Annotated in this window: 13 protein-coding genes and 1 pseudogene; 9 read left to right on the top strand and 5 right to left on the bottom strand. The window is 40.6% G+C overall.

Features of this window, described 5'->3' with window-relative positions:
- Positions 1-61 precede the first annotated feature (61 nt).
- Together AC1DEF_RS17720 and AC1DEF_RS17715 are read left to right on the top strand one after the other, a co-directional pair.
- Positions 62-1,783: a pyruvate oxidase gene (locus AC1DEF_RS17720; RefSeq protein ID WP_277448287.1), complete on the top strand. Its 1,722-nt coding sequence runs from the start codon at positions 62-64 to the stop codon at positions 1,781-1,783.
- A gap of 43 nt (positions 1,784-1,826) precedes the next feature.
- Positions 1,827-3,407, top strand: a complete 1,581-nt coding sequence (locus AC1DEF_RS17715; RefSeq protein ID WP_318331075.1) for an FMN-binding glutamate synthase family protein — start codon at positions 1,827-1,829, stop codon at positions 3,405-3,407.
- Between the two features lie 23 nt (positions 3,408-3,430).
- Here AC1DEF_RS17715 and AC1DEF_RS17710 read toward each other — a convergent pair whose 3' ends face one another.
- From AC1DEF_RS17710 to AC1DEF_RS17700, 3 genes and pseudogenes are all read right to left on the bottom strand, one after another.
- Entirely contained in the window at positions 3,431-3,724 is a 294-nt protein-coding gene (locus tag AC1DEF_RS17710) for an FCD domain-containing protein (protein WP_318331076.1), read from the bottom strand.
- A 114-nt stretch (positions 3,725-3,838) separates the two neighbouring features.
- Positions 3,839-4,951 carry an RNA-guided endonuclease TnpB family protein gene (locus AC1DEF_RS17705; RefSeq protein WP_097824082.1) on the bottom strand — a complete coding sequence of 371 codons (1,113 nt, stop codon included), beginning with the start codon at positions 4,949-4,951 and terminating at the stop codon, positions 3,839-3,841.
- Positions 4,952-4,957: 6 nt separating this feature from the next.
- Positions 4,958-5,053, bottom strand: a pseudogene (locus AC1DEF_RS17700) (transposase); the annotation flags it as partial.
- Positions 5,054-5,456: 403 nt separating this feature from the next.
- Between AC1DEF_RS17700 and AC1DEF_RS17695 the strand changes: the two are divergent.
- Positions 5,457-5,936 carry a competence protein ComK gene (locus AC1DEF_RS17695; RefSeq protein ID WP_318331077.1) on the top strand — a complete coding sequence of 160 codons (480 nt, stop codon included), beginning with the start codon at positions 5,457-5,459 and terminating at the stop codon, positions 5,934-5,936.
- Between the two features lie 101 nt (positions 5,937-6,037).
- Here AC1DEF_RS17695 and AC1DEF_RS17690 read toward each other — a convergent pair whose 3' ends face one another.
- On the bottom strand, positions 6,038-6,529 hold the full coding sequence (locus AC1DEF_RS17690; protein ID WP_318331078.1) for a sigma-70 family RNA polymerase sigma factor: 492 nt from the start codon (positions 6,527-6,529) through the stop codon (positions 6,038-6,040).
- Positions 6,530-6,936: 407 nt separating this feature from the next.
- Here AC1DEF_RS17690 and AC1DEF_RS17685 point away from each other — a divergent pair, with 407 nt between their 5' ends.
- The 5 genes from AC1DEF_RS17685 to AC1DEF_RS17665 all read left to right on the top strand — a co-directional run bounded on the left by AC1DEF_RS17685 (position 6,937) and on the right by AC1DEF_RS17665 (position 12,876).
- Positions 6,937-7,683 carry an SGNH/GDSL hydrolase family protein gene (locus AC1DEF_RS17685; RefSeq protein ID WP_318331079.1) on the top strand — a complete coding sequence of 249 codons (747 nt, stop codon included), beginning with the start codon at positions 6,937-6,939 and terminating at the stop codon, positions 7,681-7,683.
- Positions 7,684-8,412: 729 nt separating this feature from the next.
- The gene (gene nirB / locus AC1DEF_RS17680; RefSeq protein ID WP_477727470.1) at positions 8,413-10,827 is read left to right on the top strand and encodes a nitrite reductase large subunit NirB; all 2,415 of its coding nucleotides are present in this window, start codon (positions 8,413-8,415) and stop codon (positions 10,825-10,827) included.
- 18 nt (positions 10,828-10,845) lie between these two features.
- A complete protein-coding gene (gene nirD / locus AC1DEF_RS17675) occupies positions 10,846-11,172 on the top strand; it encodes a nitrite reductase small subunit NirD (protein WP_013055862.1) in 327 nt (108 codons plus the stop codon).
- A gap of 72 nt (positions 11,173-11,244) precedes the next feature.
- Positions 11,245-12,015, top strand: a complete 771-nt coding sequence (cobA, locus tag AC1DEF_RS17670) for a uroporphyrinogen-III C-methyltransferase (RefSeq protein ID WP_097824077.1) — start codon at positions 11,245-11,247, stop codon at positions 12,013-12,015.
- A gap of 24 nt (positions 12,016-12,039) precedes the next feature.
- Positions 12,040-12,876: a formate/nitrite transporter family protein gene (locus tag AC1DEF_RS17665; protein ID WP_097824076.1), complete on the top strand. Its 837-nt coding sequence runs from the start codon at positions 12,040-12,042 to the stop codon at positions 12,874-12,876.
- 216 nt (positions 12,877-13,092) lie between these two features.
- Here the strand turns inward: AC1DEF_RS17665 and AC1DEF_RS17660 are convergent, their stop codons facing one another.
- Positions 13,093-13,419, bottom strand: coding sequence for a cyclic-phosphate processing receiver domain-containing protein (locus AC1DEF_RS17660; protein ID WP_025749520.1), 327 nt, complete (start codon positions 13,417-13,419; stop codon positions 13,093-13,095).
- 454 nt (positions 13,420-13,873) lie between these two features.
- Between AC1DEF_RS17660 and AC1DEF_RS17655 the strand changes: the two genes are divergently transcribed.
- Positions 13,874-14,851 (top strand): carbohydrate kinase family protein, encoded by a 978-nt coding sequence (locus AC1DEF_RS17655; RefSeq protein WP_340443180.1) that lies wholly within the window; start codon positions 13,874-13,876, stop codon positions 14,849-14,851.
- Positions 14,852-15,141: the final 290 nt, after the last annotated feature.

The raw sequence follows: 15,141 nt of genomic DNA, 5'->3' as shown, positions 1-15,141 counted from the left end.
TTTTGTCTTTCTTTCATTGTGGTATGGAATAGAAACAACGTTAAAGAAAGGAAGGCTGAATATGATAAAAACTACAGCTGGCAAAGCAGCTATGTCGGTATTAAAAGAATGGAAGATCGATCACATTTTCGGTATGCCAGGAGATTCCATCAATCATTTCATGGATAACTTGCGCAGTGAAAAAGATGAAATTGAATTTATTCAAGTCCGTCACGAGGAAGTAGGCGCACTTGCGGCATCTTCTTATGCTAAAATTACAGGCAAAATCGGTGTGTGTCTGTCGATTGGGGGGCCGGGTGCGATTCATTTGTTAAACGGTTTGTATGATGCCAAGGCAGACGGTGCACCGGTGCTAGTGCTAGCCGGACAGGTGCCTCGCGCGAAGCTTGGCAATGAATCATTTCAAGAAGTGAACTTAGAACGTGTTTTTGACGATGTGTCGGTGTTTAATCACCGCGTAGATTCACCTGAATCGTTTCCGCATCTGCTGCAGCAAGCGATTCGAACGGCTTACGCGAAAAAAGGCGTCGCCGTATTAGTCATTCCCGATGATATTCCGTCTTCAACGATTAAAATTGATGAAAAAACGCCAATTGCCAATGTATCAAAATCGATTTCTCACAGCGACCCAGAAGATGTAGCTAAAGCGCTTCTAGCGATTAAATATGCAAAAAAACCGGTTATTTTAGCTGGAACGGGTGCAAAGCACGCAAAACTTGAGTTAGCGCAGTTCGCAGAAAAAATTGCGGCGCCTATTATCTTTACGCTTCCCGGTAAAGGAATACTGCCAGATCATCATCCTTACAACCTAGGTCAGCTCGGGCAGATTGGGACAAAGCCGGCGTATGAAGCGATGGAAGAAACCGATTTGCTGATTATGATTGGAACTTCGTTTCCATATCGTGAGTTTTTACCAGATGGAGTCGAAGCAATACAGCTGGATTCTGATGCCACACAAATCGGCAGACGTTACCCTGTATCTATCGGATTAGTCGGAGACTCGAAAACGACGCTGTCGCAGCTTGCGCATAATTTAGATTATCAAGAAAACCGCCGTTTTTTAGAAGAGTGTCAAGTTAATATGGAAAACTGGTGGAAGCACGTAGAAAAAGAAGAAAATGAAGTGAGTACGCCAATCAAGCCGCAGCAAGTCATTCCTAAGCTGCAAAAAATCGTTGACGATGATGCGATTGTATCTGTTGATGTAGGGAACGTAACGGTATGGATGGCGAGACATTTCCGCATGACAAATCAAAAATTTGTGATTTCAAGCTGGCTGGCAACGATGGGCTGCGGACTTCCGGCTGCGATTGCAGGGAAGCTTGCTCATCCTGAAAAACAATCGGTAGCCGTGTGCGGTGACGGAGGCTTTACGATGGTCATGCAAGATTTTGTGACGGCTGTGAAGTACAAGCTGCCAATTGTTGTCGTCGTCCTTAATAACAGTGAAATCGGGATGATTAAATATGAACAAGCAATTCAAGGTCACTTGGATTACCAAACGCAGCTTGGTGAAATGAACTTTGCGAAGTTCGCTGAATCATGCGGAGGAATTGGCTACCGCGTTGAAAAACACGAGGAGCTCGAAACAGCGTTTGAAAAAGCAGCGCTTGCGAATGTTCCTGTTGTGATTGATGTTGTTATTGCGGATGAACCGCCGCTTCCAGGCAAAATTTCATTCGGACAAGCAGCCAATTATTCGAAGCACATCATGAAAAAATTCTTTAAAGAACATGAGCTCGAAATGCCGCCACTTCGTAAAGGACTAAGCAGAATGCTTTAATCAGTGACTCTCCGTATAGGAGAGTCTTTTTAGGAGGGATATCATGGGAGTGTTTGAACTTATCTTACTTGTTTTTGGCGTAATTGTGATGCTTGTTATTTTAGTGCCGGTTATTATTGCTATTATTCTTTGGATGAAAGATGAAAAACAAGAAGAGCATTCAGTTTTGAGAAATTATCCGCTGCTCGGAAAAATGCGCTATATTTTTGAGAAAATGGGGCCTGAACTGCGTCAGTATTTATTTTTAAATAATAACGAAGGCAAGCCGTTTTCTAGAAATCAGTATGAACAAACCGTTAAGTCGGGTAAATATCTAAACCGAATGATGGGTTTTGGCTCAGAGCGTGATTTTAGCGAACCGGGCTATTATATTCGAAACGCGGTATTTCCAAAGCAGCGCGACGAAATGAAAGCGGATAATACGCAAAAAATTAAAACGAAAGTATATAAAATGGACGCGGATAACTTATTCAGCCGAAGAGAGCACCGCGAAGAAAAGGAAGCGGATCCGTTTTATTTGCGGGATGAAGATGCGGTCGTCATAGGTCCTTCATGCAAAAAGCCGTTTGTTGTAAAAGGATTAATCGGCCAATCCGGCATGAGCTTTGGAGCGCTTGGTGACCACGCGATTACGGCTTTATCACTAGGATTAGGACGGGCAGGCGGCACGTGGATGAACACGGGAGAAGGCGGACTGTCACCGTATCATTTAAAAGGAAACGTCGATATTATTTTTCAAATTGGTCCCGGGCTTTTTGGCGTTCGTACAAAAGAAGGCGAATTTTCATGGGAAGAATTTAAAAAGAAAAGTGAAATGGAGCAAATCAAAGCGTTTGAAATTAAGCTGGCGCAAGGAGCTAAAACGCGAGGCGGTCACGTAGACGGTTCAAAAGTAACCGAAGAAATCGCCGAAATCCGCAACTTAAAGCCAGGAGAATCTGTAGACAGCCCAAACCGTTTTAAAGAGTTCGCGTCGTATCCTGAAATGTTCCAGTTTATTGAAAAGCTTCGAGATGTGGGCGGCAAGCCAGTAGGCATTAAAATGGTTGTCGGAAACACAAATGATCTTGAAGAAATGGCGGCGTATATGAAAGAGACGGGAATCGGTCCTGACTTTATTACGATCGACGGAGCAGAAGGCGGAACGGGCGCATCGTTTCAAGAATTAGCAGACGGAGCCGGCGTACCTCTGTTTTCAGGACTTCCTTTTGTGGATGAACTGCTTAAAAAGTATGGCGTTCGTGATGAAGTAAAACTTTTTGCATCGGGCAAGCTGTTAACGGCTGATAAAATTGCGACGGCGTTATCGCTGGGTGCTGACTGCGTTAATATTGCCAGAGGCTTTATGTTTTCTGTTGGCTGTATTCAAGCGCAGGTTTGTCACAATAACCGTTGTCCAGTGGGCGTAGCCACAACGGATCCAAAGCTGCAAAAAGCGCTTATTATTGAAGAAAAGTCATACCGCGTGTGCAACTACGTGCTGTCATTACGTGAAGGATTGTTTAATTTAGCCGCAGCAGCCGGTATTGATTCGCCGACGAAGTTTTCAAAGAAACACGTGGTGTTCAAAAACAGCAGCGGACAGTTAGCTGATATTTCTACAAAGGAAAAGATGTACGTATAAAAAGCTGCCGATTGGCAGCTTTTTTATTGTCTTCGCTGAAGCAAGTGCAGGCAAAACTCTAAATCTTTTTGAAGATGCTCTTGCATTAGCGCTTCCGCTTTTTCAGCATTACGTTCTTTAATAGCTTTATAAATGTCTTCATGTTCGTCAATTAAAAACGGGCGGTTGTAAAATACGACGGTATGAATGGATAAGGCTTCATATTCTAAGCGCCTAATGAAATTACGCATTGGTGTTTGGCTGAATACAAGCTTGCTCGCTAATTTTTCTTCAACGATTTTTGTACGGCCTTCAAGCTCACCGTGTGAACTACCCACCACTTACCACCCTTACGGGGTGCTTGGAGTGGGGGCTTCTTGGGTAATCGTCACTCTTGGTAGCTGACGAAATAAACCAAGCTAACCCTCTTGTTCCAAAAGTTAATATTTTTACTAGGCAGTCGTTAATAAGCGAATGCCTTCTTTTTTGATGTTGAGTGCTGAATTATAATCTCTATCGAGGTTTAGTCCACACGAACAGGTGTATGTTCGAATGTGCATCGGCATTGGTTGGATACTCCCACAACTCGAACAAGTCTTAGTAGAAGGAAACCACTTGTTGATTTTAACAAGCTGTTTCCCTTTTTCTTTTAGTTTGTACTGCAAAAAGGACGTGAACATTCCCCATCCATTATCAGCAACACTTTTACCAAACTTTAGAGCTTGTGACATTCCTTTCATATCTAAATCCTCAATTATAACAGCGTCAAAGGAGGATACCAACTCTTTAGATTTATGGTGGAGAAAGTTCTTACGCTGATTTGCCACTTTTTCTTGTATTTCAGCCACTCGAATACGTTGTTTATGCCAATTCGAAGAGCCTTTCTTTTTACGAGAAAGTTTACGTTGTTCTTTTGCTAATTTATCAAGCGATTGTCGATAAAACTTAGGGTAGTTGGCTTTCCTACCCTCGCTATCGACAAATAACCCATCCATCGCAAAATCTAATCCAACAACTTTTTTAAGCTCTTTTCTTTCAATCTCCTTTTCGTACTCAGTCAACACAGAAATGTAGTATTTTCCTGATGCAGTTATAGATATGGTACAAGATTTGATTTTGTACTCTGAAGGAATTACTCGATGTTGCTTAATTTTGACCATTTTTAATTTAGGTAATTTGATATGGCCATCCAGCAATTGAATATTTCCGTTGACAGCATTCGTTGTATAGCTTTGTTTGTGCCGTTTGCTTTTGAATTTCGGAAACCTAGCATTCCCCTTAAAGAACGCTTTATAAGCCTTATCTAAGTTCAGTTGTGCATTTGCCAATGCCAATGAGTCTACTTCTTTTAACCATTTAAACTCCTTTTTATATTTAGCAGGGGTTGGGTGCTTTACTTTTTTTAATGCTTCTTTATCTTCTTTAAGATCTTGGTAAGTTTCGTTTCGTTCTGCTAACATTTTGTTGTAGACGAAACGAACAGAACCAAAGGTTTTCCGTATAAGCAAAGCTTGTTCATCATTTGGATACAAACGAAACTTATAAGCTTTATTTTGTTTAGCCATATCAAATCACCTCACTTTCATCAGTTGATCTTCAATATATTCTTTTGCCACATCAATATGTGAACCGTCAGTGGTCAATAAATAAAAGCTTCGTGACCAAAACTAAATGGTAGTACATCGACAAAACTGAATGTTTATTAATATCTAAATTAATTGTTATATCAAATCTTATTATTTATAAGCTTGATTTTAATATAAAGAAACAGAAAACAAAAGCTTTTAGGCTAACAGTCAACCGAAATTCATCTATGTCCTTAACACGCTTGAAGAAGGAGACTCCGTTCGGAAGTACGTTAAAAACGTGGACAGTGATGGAAACGATTCTATCGTTTGCAATGGTTCTTATTTTAGACATTTTTATTTAAAAGAAAAGCGCTGGTTTCAGCGCCTTTTTCTTTGGATATAAAATAAATTCAAAATATTTCAAATAATGAGAAAAAAAGACTAGATTTTCCCCTTTTTGATAGTATAGAATAGTTATAAAGTAGCAAAAGGGGGTAGATGTATGACAAATGATGAAAACTATCAAATTGGTTTGACGACAAAAGCATTGATTCCAGTGAACGACCCTATACACTGCACAAAGGTGCTGGATACAACAGGAGAATACATGTTAAGCAAGACGTGTAAGCAATTATTAGAAGAAGCGTGCATTCGGGAATTAAGTACGTTTAAGGGGTCCATTGCCGCCGTTCGAAAAATGTTTCCGTACAAACAGCTTACGCCGCTTGTTATTAATCGTTCACAAGCCATCATTGCGTTTCCGACATCTTCGCCAAATGACTATGGCTGCGCCTGGATTTTTGCCTCTCATGTTCATACTTCACACACGCTTGCTTCAGTTCATTCACCCTCTATGCTGATTCACTTCAAAGACGGAACGTTCATTCCAGTGAAGCTTTCTTATTATAGTTTAGAAAAAAAGCTGGCCAGAGCGGCTGTTATTCGCAATTACTGTTTAGAAAGTCCGGTTGTCTTGGCATAATGCGTTCGATTTATTGAACAAACTTGTCTTACATATGAACAATCGTTTGGACTACCCATATGAACGGAAGGAGGAAGCTCATCATAAGCTTCCTCCTTTTCTTACTCCCTAAGAAGTGAGGCCTTTAGCTTTTTGCGGGCTGCTTTTCCCCAGTTTTTAACGGCTCCCGTGGATACTCCGTATTTGTAAGCAATGTCTTTATACGAGTAGCCTTTTAGAAGATGTTCGATTACATAGATTTTTTCTCTTCCCGTTAAGTGTTCAATATGCTGCTTGATAATTTCACTTTCTAGCGGAACGGGAAGAGCGGGATCTTCGTTTAGTGAAAGTAGGTTCTGTTCAGCCGGTGTTTCGCGTTCTTCGTATAAAATGGTGCCTTTTAAATGAGAAAGGATCGTACCACGAACGGTTGTGTAAGCATAAGCAGAAAAAGATCCTTTGTTTTCATCAAATTTTTGATACGCTCTCCATAGACCAATCAATGCAATTTGATAATATTCGTCGTAGTCTTTGTAAATATGAAATTTTTTAATCATCGACACAATTAATGGATGAAAAGATGAAGCGATTTGATCAAACGAGCTTTTTTGCATGCAGCATTCCTTTTTCAAAAACGCGTTTTTGCTGTATTCCGCCGGTATCTCTACTGTACAAGGGGAAGATCACATGTGCGAATGAACGTACATTATGTTTTCTTTTTAAGAAACGTGACGTAATTTCCCCGGAAACTTCACGTTTCGCTAGGAAATATGCGAAGTATACGTGTATTTGTAGAGATTTTACGTACGAAAGGTCCCCCATTCCAAATTCTACTAATCTATAATTATTTTTATATCGATGCAGCAACTCTACCATCAAGGAAGAGCGGTGATGATAGAGTTGCTAGACCTATCCGGATGAGTCCTTTGAGGGGATATTCGCAGGAGCTACTAATTTTGAGTTCTTCTTTATGAAAGCAATTTGCTGAGATTGTAAGAAGAACTTGTAAAGGGGAGATTGAATGAAGGCGATGGTTGGGGTAAATGTGGCGGCGGCTGTTTTGTGCGGGGCGGTGATGTATGCGGGGACGCAGCACTGGCAGGAGCAAACGGAAGCACAGGCAAGTGAAGTAAAAACTGCTGTTGTACATAAAGAAAAACAGTTTTCCGATGTATCTGCTTATACAAAAAATCTTCCGGACTTTATCACAAAGCAAATCCAGTCATCTATTGCAAATAAAAAGCCTCTGACTCTTGTGGTTGCCACATCTGCAAAGGAAGCAGGGTGGCCTCAGCAGTTAAAAAAAGAGCTAGCAGCTACATATGGAAGTGATGTATTTACGGTTAAAATACTTTCATACGGCAGTCAAACAACGGATGAGCTTTTATCCTCACATATTGCCGATCAAATTAATCAGCTTCAGCCAAACATTATTTTGTTTGAAGCACCTCTTAAAAATGACTATCAGCACCTCACGCTAGATGAGACGCTTGAAAATACAGACAAGCTGATTCATCAGCTCAAAGACTTGAAAAAAACCCTTATGATTCAGCCGTCACAGCCATATATTTCACAAACCGAGTCCTATGAAGAAGGGGTAGAAGCGATCAGGGGAGTCTCTGAAGCAAACTGGGTATATTATATGAATCACTCGCTTATTTGGCCCTTTCATTTAGGAGAGTATATAAATAAAGACAGCGGTAATTTAACGAAAAAAGGAAATGAGGTGTGGGGAGAGTACGTTGTGAATTGGTTTACGGGAAAATAAAAAAACAAGCCCTATTTGAAAAGGAATAGGGCTTGTTTTTTATAATTTTATTAGATTATAACTTTTCCTTGTTTTATAGTAGTAGCTTTTTGTATCTCTACACTTATAAAGTTTAAAGCCAAAGATTTCTAAAGGAGTCCAAAGTTTTTTAATGTTTACGAGTGGCATTTTAATTCTCCGTTCTGTTCTTTATAAAGGTTCTATACTTTCATTATAAAGAATATGGGAGTAATAGTAAATACTATAAAGAACAGTTTGTCTAAAAAATTCTTTATAAAGAATTTTTTGGGATTGTTATTTTTGACATATAAACATTTAGAATTGCTTGGTCTGCGATACAGGCGATAATCAATTTATATATTGATGAAAAGATAGATGATAAGATACTAACCCAAGTCTTTAGAACAAGACGATCAAACTATCGCTCATTTTTAATAGGAGTGATTTTTATCATAGCTCCGGTTATTTATTCTTGCTACATTAATGTTGTGAAAAAGATCACAAAATAAAATGCAAAGGATGATCCAAATTAAAACGTAATTAGACCACTTATTTTTTTTGCTTGCTGTTAAAGCAATGGAATCGCATACATACCATAACTGTGTTAGATAATCTAACACATGGGTTGAACAATTCAGAAAATTCATATATCTTAAATGTATCTTTAAAGATGCATAGAAAATATATCTTTGAAACAAGCAGGTATAGACGCCAGGGGAGGAATGGAAGATGCAAAAAAAGAAACTCGTATTGATTGGAAATGGAATGGCTGGAGTTCGAGCGATTGAAGAAGTATTGAAGGTTTCAAGCGAAGCGTTTGAAATTACGATTTTCGGAAGCGAGCCGCATCCGAACTATAATCGTATTTTACTATCAAAAGTGCTGCAAGGAGATACGAATGTTGAAGACATTACGTTAAACGATTGGAACTGGTATCAAGAAAACAATATTACATTATATACGGGCGAAACGGTTACTAGCATCGATTCAGTAAAAAAAGAAGTAGCGACAAACAGCGGCAGAGTAGAATCGTATGATGAGTTGATTTTAGCAACGGGGTCTCTTCCTTTTATTCTTCCGATTCCAGGCTCTGATAAAAAAGGAGTTACGGCTTTTCGAGATATAAAAGACACGGATGAAATGCTGCAGGCTTCTCAGCAATATAAAAAAGCAGCGGTTATTGGAGGCGGACTGCTTGGATTAGAAGCAGCGCGCGGACTGTTAAATCTAGGGATGGACGTATCTGTGATTCATTTAGCTCCGTATTTAATGGAACGTCAGCTCGATCCAACAGCGGGCAAATTGCTTCAAAACGAATTAGAAAAACAAGGCATGAAGTTTTTGCTTGAAAAACAAACGGCGGAAATCGTCGGCGATGAGCGAGTTGAAGGGTTATCTTTTAAAGACGGGACGTTTTTAGACGCTGATTTAGTCGTGATGGCCGTTGGAATTAAGCCAAACGTTCAGCTTGCAAAAGAAGCGGGACTTAACGTAAATCGAGGAATTGTTGTAAATAACTATATGCAAACGGATATTTCAAACATCTACGCGGTTGGAGAATGTGCAGAGCATAGAGGAATGGTATACGGACTGGTGGCACCTCTGTATGAACAAGGAAAAGCATTAGCAAAAGCGATTTGCGGGGCAGAAAAAGTGCCTTATGAAGGATCAGTTTTATCCACACAGCTAAAAGTATCAGGTGTTGAAGTGTTTTCGGCAGGCGACTTCACGGAAGATGAAGAGAAAAAAGCAATCAAAGTGTTCGATGAACAAGACGGCATTTATAAAAAGCTTGTTTTGCGAGGCAATCAAATCGTAGGAGCCGTTCTTTTTGGAGACAGCAGCGACGGAAATCGACTGTTTTCAATGATACAAAAGCAAGAAGACGTATCGGATGTCGCAAAAGTGTCAATTTTACAGCCATCTGGCGGTAACGCGGGTGAAAGCTTAGTAGCAAGCATGAGCGCCGATGATATTATTTGCGGCTGTAACGGCGTAACAAAAGGTACGATTGTGGAAGCTATCCAAAAACAAGGATGCTCATCGGTTGATGAAATCAAAGCTTGTACAAGTGCCTCTCGCTCTTGCGGAGGATGTAAACCGCTTGTAGCGGAAGTGCTTCAGCATACTCTTGGCGCTGACTTTGACGCGGCAGCTCAAAAAGAAGCGATTTGCGGCTGTACGACTTTGTCACGAGATGAAGTTGTCGAAGAAATTAAAGCAAAAGGTCTTTCGCATACGCGTGAAGTTATGAATGTACTTGGGTGGAATAATGAAGAAGGCTGTTCGAAATGCCGTCCGGCGCTGAATTATTATTTAGGTATGGTGAATCCAACCGGATACGTTGATGAACGCGAATCACGATTTGTGAATGAACGCATGCACGCGAATATTCAAAAAGACGGCACGTATTCTGTTGTTCCTCGCATGTACGGAGGCGTCACAAATGCAGAAGATTTACGAAAAATTGCAGATGTTGTTGATAAATATGAAATTCCCCTCGTAAAAGTGACGGGTGGTCAGCGTCTTGACTTGTTTGGTGTTAAAAAAGAAGATTTGCCTAGCGTATGGGAAGAGTTAGATATGCCTTCTGGCTACGCGTACGGTAAGTCGCTGCGAACGGTGAAAACATGCGTCGGCGAACAGTTTTGCCGTTTTGGAACGCAGGATTCAATGGGCGTTGGAATTGCGCTTGAGAAAAAATTTGAAGGACTATGGACGCCTCATAAAGTGAAAATGGCTGTATCTGCTTGTCCAAGAAGCTGTGCTGAGTCAGGTATTAAAGATATTGGCTTTATTGGAATTGACGGCGGCTGGGAAATTTACGTGGGCGGAAATGGAGGTACGCATCTTCGCGGCGGAGATTTATTGTATAAAGTAAAAACAGACGAAGAATTGATGGACATTACAGGAGCTTATTTGCAGTATTACCGAGAAACGGCTAATTATTTAGAACGTACCTCTGCATGGATTGAGCGCATGGGACTTTCACACATTCAATCAGTGCTTGATGACGCCCAGACGAGAAGAGAGCTGAATATGCGTATGGACGAAGCGTTATCTACGTACCGTGATCCTTGGAAAGAAATCGTCGAAAGCAAAAAGACGAAAAAAGAGCTGTTCGAAACAGTTGTCACATCATAATGCTGGGGGGAAATAAAGATGGTGAATAAAAACATTACAAAAGTATGCGTAGGGTCGATTCATGATTTTCCGGTAAGCCTAGGAAAAACAGTGAAAGTAAACGGAAAAGAAATTGCGGTGTTTAAGCTATCAAGCGGAAAAATACGGGCAATTGAAAATCGCTGTCCGCATAAAGGCGGGGTGCTAAGTGAAGGAATCGTGAGCGGCGACTCGGTGTTCTGTCCGATGCACGACTGGAAAATTTGCCTGCATGACGGTAACGTGCAAGAGCCAGACAGCGGATGTGTAGACACGTACGAAGCGTCTGTTGAAGGAGATTTGCTGTATCTCTTAATTGAAGAATAAGTAACGAGGCGCGTTGATTTTCAACGCGCCACAAAAATTCAAGGGGACATACTCAAAGGAGCGAAGCAGAAGATGAGACAAGGAAAAGTGTACATTGTAGGAGCCGGACCAGGAGATCCAGATTTGCTAACGATAAAAGCAGCAAAATGTTTAGAAAAAGCAGACGTTATTTTATATGACCGACTAGTGAACCCTGTTCTTCTTCAGTATGCAAAAGAAGGAGCCGAACTCGTCTACTGTGGGAAAAAGCCTGGTGATCACTGCGTTTCTCAAGATGATATTCATGATTTGCTTGTATGCTACGCAAGAAAAGGAAACACCGTCGTGCGGTTAAAAGGCGGAGATCCGTTTATTTTCGGAAGAGGCGGGGAAGAAGCAGAAGTGCTCGTTCAAAACGGAATTCCGTTTGAAGTCGTTCCGGGTATTACAGCGGGCATCGCGGCACCTGCTTATGCTGGAATTCCTGTGACGCATCGTGAGCTGAGCCGTTCGTTTGCCGTTGTGACGGGACACTGTTTAAGCGGCAAGCCGGAAAGTATTCGCTGGGAGCATTTAGCAAAAGGAGTTGATACGCTTGCGATTTATATGGGCGTTAAAAACTTGCCGTATATTTGCCGTCAGCTTTTAGACGCGGGAAAAAGCGCGGATACGCCGGTCGCTCTTATTGAACAAGGCACGTCGGTTTATCAGCGCACGGTTACAGGTACGCTTGGCACAATCGTAGATACGGCTGCGGAGCAGCAAGTCAGCAACCCCGCAATGATTGTAATTGGTGAAGTGGTGAAGCAAGCTTCTGCTCTTTCTTGGTTTTTGGAAAAAACAGAAGAAAAAGTATGCGTCTAAGATGAATAAAAGGAGGAAACACTTTTGTTTAAGAATTCACTGCAGTCAATGAATGAGTTAGCCCGTAAAAAGACGAAGCTTGTGAATGATCATTTGCCGAGTTATTTGCTGTTAGCTGTGCTAGCAGGTGCTTACGTAGGACTTGGCGTTATATTAGCTCTATCGGTAGGAGCACCTTTGGCCTCTGCTTCTTTACCGGTCGTTTCTCTTGTGATGGGGTTATCTTTTGCTGTTGCTCTCCTGCTTGTCGTATTTGCAGGAGCTGAATTGTTTACGGGGAATCATATGGTTTATACAGTCAGTACGCTATCGGGAGTCACGACATGGAAAGATACGTTTAAAAACTGGACGTGGTGTTTTATCGGAAATGCGATAGGTGCGTTTGGGCTTTGTTTGTTAATTACCGGAACCGGTTTGTTTAAAGGAATTGAACCGAACCATTTACTTATGACGCTGGCAGCTAAAAAAATGAATTTGCCGGTCAGTGAATTGTTTTTTCGCGGCATTCTTTGCAACTGGCTTGTTTGCCTGGCAATTTGGACGGCTGCGCGCACTAAAAGCGATGCGGCAAAGATCATGCTCATTTTTTGGATGCTGTTTGCATTTGTTGCATCAGGATACGAGCACAGCGTGGCAAATATGACGTTTCTTGGTCTAGCTTTATTGCTTCCGCATCCTGATGCGATTTCGGCTGCTGGACTATTTCATAATTTAATTCCCGTTACACTCGGAAACATCGTAGGGGGAGGTCTGTTTGTGGGAAGCATTTACTGGTTCGTGAACGCTAGGCAGCTGAAAGAAAACGCAAAACAGCCGGCTGCTCTCTCAGCTGACTTGAATTCTGCTAAACTGTCTAAATAACAAAAAAACCGCTCTTTGTACCATGTAGTCTGCTTTTTAAAGCTATCATCACGGTATTTTAGAGCGGTTTCTTCTATATAATATAAACTGCTTAAAGCGTATTCACATCTATACGTATCGAACAAGCAGTATCGTTCTTCATTTTATAGAAACAGGATGTCTGTGAGAATTGAATCGGACAGATTCTGTTGAAATGAATGTGTGAGGGTGCAGGTATCATCGAAGAGGCAGAGGGCATCTTAGAATTTTAATGTTGTTTGGCATTTTATGCTCTTTTTGAGCGTCCTTAAAGCAGTTGTACATTGCTTTGCTGCCTGAATGATTAGCGGAGTGAATCGTAATTCGATCGGCATATAAATGATGCTTTACCATAAAATGCACGAGCATTAATCCATTCCGTGTCTTACTCAGTAAATCGTGATCGAGTGATAAATGTTCAACATCGAATGATCTTAGCAGATCAATACATTCATCAATCGTTTCGGCTAAAACATGACCGTCAGGGCATTTGCGATAGTCGTCTAGAAAAACATTGATTTTCATGACTGATTCTCCCTTCCTTGCCTTGTATTTAGTGTAACATACATAATGTCATATACCTACCTAAGTCTATTCGACACATTTTAAGCCATTCCTTCTTAAATAGGGGTAAAAACGCGAATTTTTATCATTATTTGCATATCCGAGGCGAATAAACAGGAAATAAGAGAAGAAATGTCGAACGAAAAATGAGTAGATAAACAGTTAAAACTGGACATTGCTTTTTTTATCCCTCTATCTTTATGTAAGAAGGTCATTTTAATTCCAGATTTGACAAGGGGTGGAAGGGATTTGGCCAATAAAGGATTGTCAGAAAAAAACTATCATTTACGATTTTTTTAAAATAAATTGGAAATTTCTCTTTACGAAAAAGATGGTTGGGACGTATAATTTGATTTAAGGATTTTTTGGAACATAGTATGACAATATGACAAAAAAGAAAAGTAAGGTGAATAGAATGGGTAAGTTATTTAGTATCGGTGAAGTATTAATTGATATGATTCCAGCTCAAAAAGGTCTTCAATTAAAAGAAGTGGAATCGTTTACGCGTGTGCCAGGCGGAGCGCCGGCAAACGTTGCGGCAGTTGTTGCTACATACGGTAATGAGTCAGCGCTTATTACAAAAGTTGGAGAAGATGCGTTTGGAGACTTTCTAGTAGATACGCTTCGTGAAGTAGGAGTAGGTACTGATATGGTCTATCGTACAGAAGAAGCAAACACAGCTTTAGCTTTTGTTTCTCTGCGTGAAGACGGAGAAAGAGATTTCAGCTTCTATCGTAATCCTTCAGCAGATTTATTACTAACTGAAGACGAAATTAACCCTGATTGGTTTGCAAGCAACGATCTTCTTCATTTCTGTTCGGTTGATCTAGTTGAAAGTCCTATGAAATACGCTCATATGAAAGCGATTAAAAGCATGAAAGAAAAAGGCGGAGTTATCAGCTTTGATCCAAATGTACGTCTTCCACTGTGGAAAGACCATGAGCTATGCCGTCAAACGATTTTAGAATTTATTCCACAAGCGCACATTGTCAAAATTTCAGACGACGAGCTAGCGTTTATCACAGGCATTGAAGATGAACAGCAAGCGATTCAGTCTCTATTTACAGGTGACGTTCAAGTAGTTGTGTTCACAAAAGGTGCAGAAGGCGCAACGCTTTATACAAAACAAGCTGTCTATGAATCAAACGGTTACAAAGTAGCAGTTGTTGATACAACAGGTGCAGGAGATGCGTTTATTGGCGGGTTCCTTTATCAGCTATTAAGCCGCGATGTGTCACAAGAAAACTTAACGGCTATTCTTGACTCTGACCACGATGCTATTTTGCGCTTTGCAAATGCAAGCGGTGCCTTAACGACAACTGGAAAAGGTGCGATCAGCTCAATTCCAGCCAAAGAAGTAGTAGAGCAATTTTGCAAGCCTGTAGCTAACTAAAATGAAAAGGCTTTATCTCTTCTTATTTTCAATCAGCAGAGGCGCTAGTTTCTGCTGATTGCAGATTACATAAGAGGGAAAAGCAAGCTGCAGAGCAAGAAGAAAAAAATTTTTTCTGTTTTTAAAAAATAATCAAAAAAATTTCTAGCTAAATAATAAATGTTCGTGTTAGTATAATACGAGCAGCAAGAAATAGCAGTTTTACCACCATTTATGAAAACGTTATATATTTATCGATGTAGAAAGTTTGATAGGACTAAAGAGCAGTCCTATCAAATTTTCTAGACCTA

The organism is Priestia sp. 10L35 (genome assembly GCF_056395685.1).
The sequence above is the reverse complement of the archived record's forward strand: the minus strand, read 5'-3'. Positions and strand labels throughout refer to the sequence as shown.